The following is a 2,938-nucleotide window of genomic DNA, read 5'->3' as shown; positions in this document are numbered from 1 at the left end:
CCAGCTCGTCGTCCGAGGGGTGCGTGTAGATGACCGTGGAGTCGATGCTGCGCTGCCGCGCGAAGCGCTGGGTGAGGCGAATGTCCTTCGTCCGCCGGTACACCCCGGTGCACGCGGTGTGGCGCACGGCGTGGAAGTTGAGGTGCCGCTCCAGGCCCGCGCGCTGCTGCCACACCGCGAAGCCATGGCGCACCTGCCGCGTGGAAAGGCGCAGGCCCTTGCGGCTCAGGAAGAGCGGAGCCTGGGGGCCCACGTCGTGCCCCAGCGAGCGCTTCAGGCGCAACAACTTCTCCAGCTTCGCGCGCACCGTGTCCGAGAAGACGACTTCCTGGGGGCCCGGGTGCCGGCGGCAACCCTTGAAGACGCGCAGCGGTACGTGCCGGCGTGCGCGTCCGCGCTCGTCGAAGATGTCGCCGACGTTGAGGGCCACCAGCTCGTGCTCGCGCAGGCCCGATGCCAGCGCGAGGCTGTAGAGGCAGTGGTCCCTGAATCCCTCCTTGTGCAACCCCGTGGTGCGCAGCAGCAACGCCACCTCCTTCTCCGTGAGAGTGCGGGGTGCGCGCGCGACAGCAGCATAGGCAGACATGGAGACTCCTTCGTGAAGAGGACGCGGCCATGCACGCTCTGTCGCCCCCACAAGACAAGTCATTAACCACGCTGCGCATTCTTGAGTCGGGCCCCGCGCGGCCTCGGCGTTTCCCCGAAAGGAGTCGCTGTGCATCCGCTGGCCCATTTCAACTTCGAGACACACCGCATCCGTGTCTCCATGGACGAGCGGGGTGAGCCATGGTTCGTCGCCGCCGACGTCTGCGCGGCCCTCGGCATCGCCAACAGCCGGGACGCCCTGAGCCACCTGGAGGCGATGAAAGGGGTGTCGGCCCTACCACCCCCCTGGCGCTCTCCAGAGCCATGGTTAAAGACGTCGCAGCTGACCTTGAGCATCGTATGTCCAGCCCCCCATACGGACGCTTGGCCAGAGGACGAGGTCGATACGCACGTGGTGCGTACCAAGGAAGGCGGCTCAAACGGTACCCATCATCAACACCATGCATGATTACGACCACCTCGTCGCGACGTACTGGCTCGGCGCGTACACCGCTCTCGCGTGAGGACTCGAACGGCCCTCTACGAAATCACCTCGACTGAAGTCCTGCAGCGCGGCATCAGGTGCGGCAGAGACAACCGCCTTGCCCTCGACCCTCAGGAGGTGGGCGTCGCCCGGCGAGGGGACGCGGATGACAGCCTCGTCCAACTGCCCCCCTGCCCCGCCTGCCGATCCACCGAGTTCCTCACCCGCGCAGCCGAGCGCGAGCCGGGGCACCCCGTCCCAGGCAGCTTCGGGCACCTGCACCGGCTCCTCGTCGCCCACCTCCATGCCGAGCTGGTCCAGCGCGGGCGCCTGCACACGGTGCTCAAGCCCAAGGGGGGCAGCGCCGGCAAGGTGCTGATGCGGCCCCTTTCTCAGGAGGCTCGCGAGCGCTGGCTCCCCCAGGGCCTCCGAATCGCGGTCCCCGCCGACGAGCAGCCCCGCGCCCCTGAAGAGTCCAGTCAATAGACATACACTGTCGGCAAAACAGTCCCTCGCGCCGCGATGCCCCGGGGCGTCGCGAATCCCTCGTTCCTCGACTTGCTATGTCCCCAAGACAGAGCGTGTATGTCTTCACGCGCCGCCTACTGCGCGCCAGGGAGACACGCATGTTTATCGGCACTGACACCACCTACATCGGCAATGAAATCCCCGGGCTCCGGGGGCAGAGGGTCCGCATCTTCGCGGTGTTGCGAGGCAGCCTCCGCCCCGACGCCAACCCGGACGCGGACGACTACTACGTGAATGACAACGAAAAGCTGGCGCGCCTCGGGGGTGTAACGGCCGAGGACTGCATCGACGCGGCTCCCATTCACCCGGACGGAACCACCTCCTTCGTGCATGTCGACCCGCGCGCCATCGATTTGGAGTGCTTCGCGCACCTGAGCAAGCCCAACGAACAATGACTTGTCATACGCGCAAAACAGAGCGCGTATGTCTCACGCGCGCCTCCGAAAGCGTACGAAAAGACGAAACAATGACACCCCGCAAGCCCCGCCCCGCCACCGCCGCGAAGCCCACCCGGGCGCCCGAAGAAGTCCTTGAGCGCATTGCACGCCAATCGCTCAACATCGAAACCCTGAAGACACGCAACAGCGACAGCCTCGACTTCCACGACGTGGCGGTGTGGGGCCTGAAGGAGGCCCTCGAAGCGGCCTATCAGGCCGGCCTGAGCGCCGCCAACAGCGCCCGCAGCAAGTAGCACCTCCTCTCACCACCCACGCCCCGCCCAGCGGGGCACCAGCGCATGAGGGACACCGGGCCGCCCTCGTGAACGGCAGACGTGTACCCACGGCCCGGAAAGGAAAACAGCACCATGTCCCGCACCACCGCCCCGAAGAAGAAGCTGGAGTCCATGAACCTGACGGAGCTGCGCGCCCGCTACCGCGAAGTGGTGGGCGAGGAGACGCGCAGCCCGAACAAGAAGTTCCTCATCCGCCGCATCGAGGAGTCTCTCGCCGCCAAGAAGCGGCGCAGCCCCTCCCGCCGGGCGACGGCCACCGCCCCCAGCGCGCCTCCGGCGCCTGCCGCACAGCCCCCCACGTCGGTCGAGGGCACGCAGTCTGCCAACCAGCGCGGGCGCTTCGCCGGCATGTCGCTGGAAGCGTTGCAGGCGAAGTACCGCGAAGTCGTGGGCGCCCGACGGGCAGCAGCGACATCCCCTACCTCAAGTGGAAGATTCGGGAGGCGGAGGCCGGACGCGTGCCGGTGGGTCCCCGTCCCGAGCGCGAGGTGAAGGTGCGCGAGGACGGCAAGCGCGTCATCCCCCTCTCCTTCGACGCGGAGGACTTGGCGGCCCTGGACAAGGCCTGGCGCGACGCGGGCATCCCGAGCCGGACTCGTTTCTTCAAG

4 protein-coding genes and 1 pseudogene are annotated in these 2,938 nt (G+C 67.5%); 4 read left to right on the top strand and 1 reads right to left on the bottom strand.

Annotated elements, in window-relative coordinates; genetic code table 11:
- A partial coding sequence (locus ACLEQD_RS40450; protein WP_410391268.1) for a tyrosine-type recombinase/integrase occupies positions 1-586 on the bottom strand: 586 nt, incomplete at its 3' end.
- A 129-nt stretch (positions 587-715) separates the two neighbouring features.
- Here ACLEQD_RS40450 and ACLEQD_RS40445 point away from each other — a divergent pair.
- The 4 genes and pseudogenes from ACLEQD_RS40445 to ACLEQD_RS40430 form a co-directional block, all read left to right on the top strand.
- Positions 716-1,054, top strand: coding sequence for a Bro-N domain-containing protein (locus ACLEQD_RS40445; RefSeq protein ID WP_246137836.1), 339 nt, complete (start codon positions 716-718; stop codon positions 1,052-1,054).
- 641 nt (positions 1,055-1,695) lie between these two features.
- Positions 1,696-1,992, top strand: a complete 297-nt coding sequence (locus ACLEQD_RS40440; protein WP_223738440.1) for a hypothetical protein — start codon at positions 1,696-1,698, stop codon at positions 1,990-1,992.
- A gap of 71 nt (positions 1,993-2,063) precedes the next feature.
- Positions 2,064-2,288 (top strand): DUF6900 domain-containing protein, encoded by a 225-nt coding sequence (locus ACLEQD_RS40435; protein WP_141648975.1) that lies wholly within the window; start codon positions 2,064-2,066, stop codon positions 2,286-2,288.
- A 114-nt stretch (positions 2,289-2,402) separates the two neighbouring features.
- A pseudogene (locus tag ACLEQD_RS40430) lies at positions 2,403-2,938 on the top strand (DUF2924 domain-containing protein); the annotation flags it as partial.

The organism is Corallococcus sp. 4LFB (assembly GCF_046520365.1).
Classification (GTDB): Bacteria; Myxococcota; Myxococcia; order Myxococcales; family Myxococcaceae; genus Corallococcus; species Corallococcus caeni.
The sequence above is the reverse complement of the archived record's forward strand: the minus strand, read 5'-3'. Positions and strand labels throughout refer to the sequence as shown.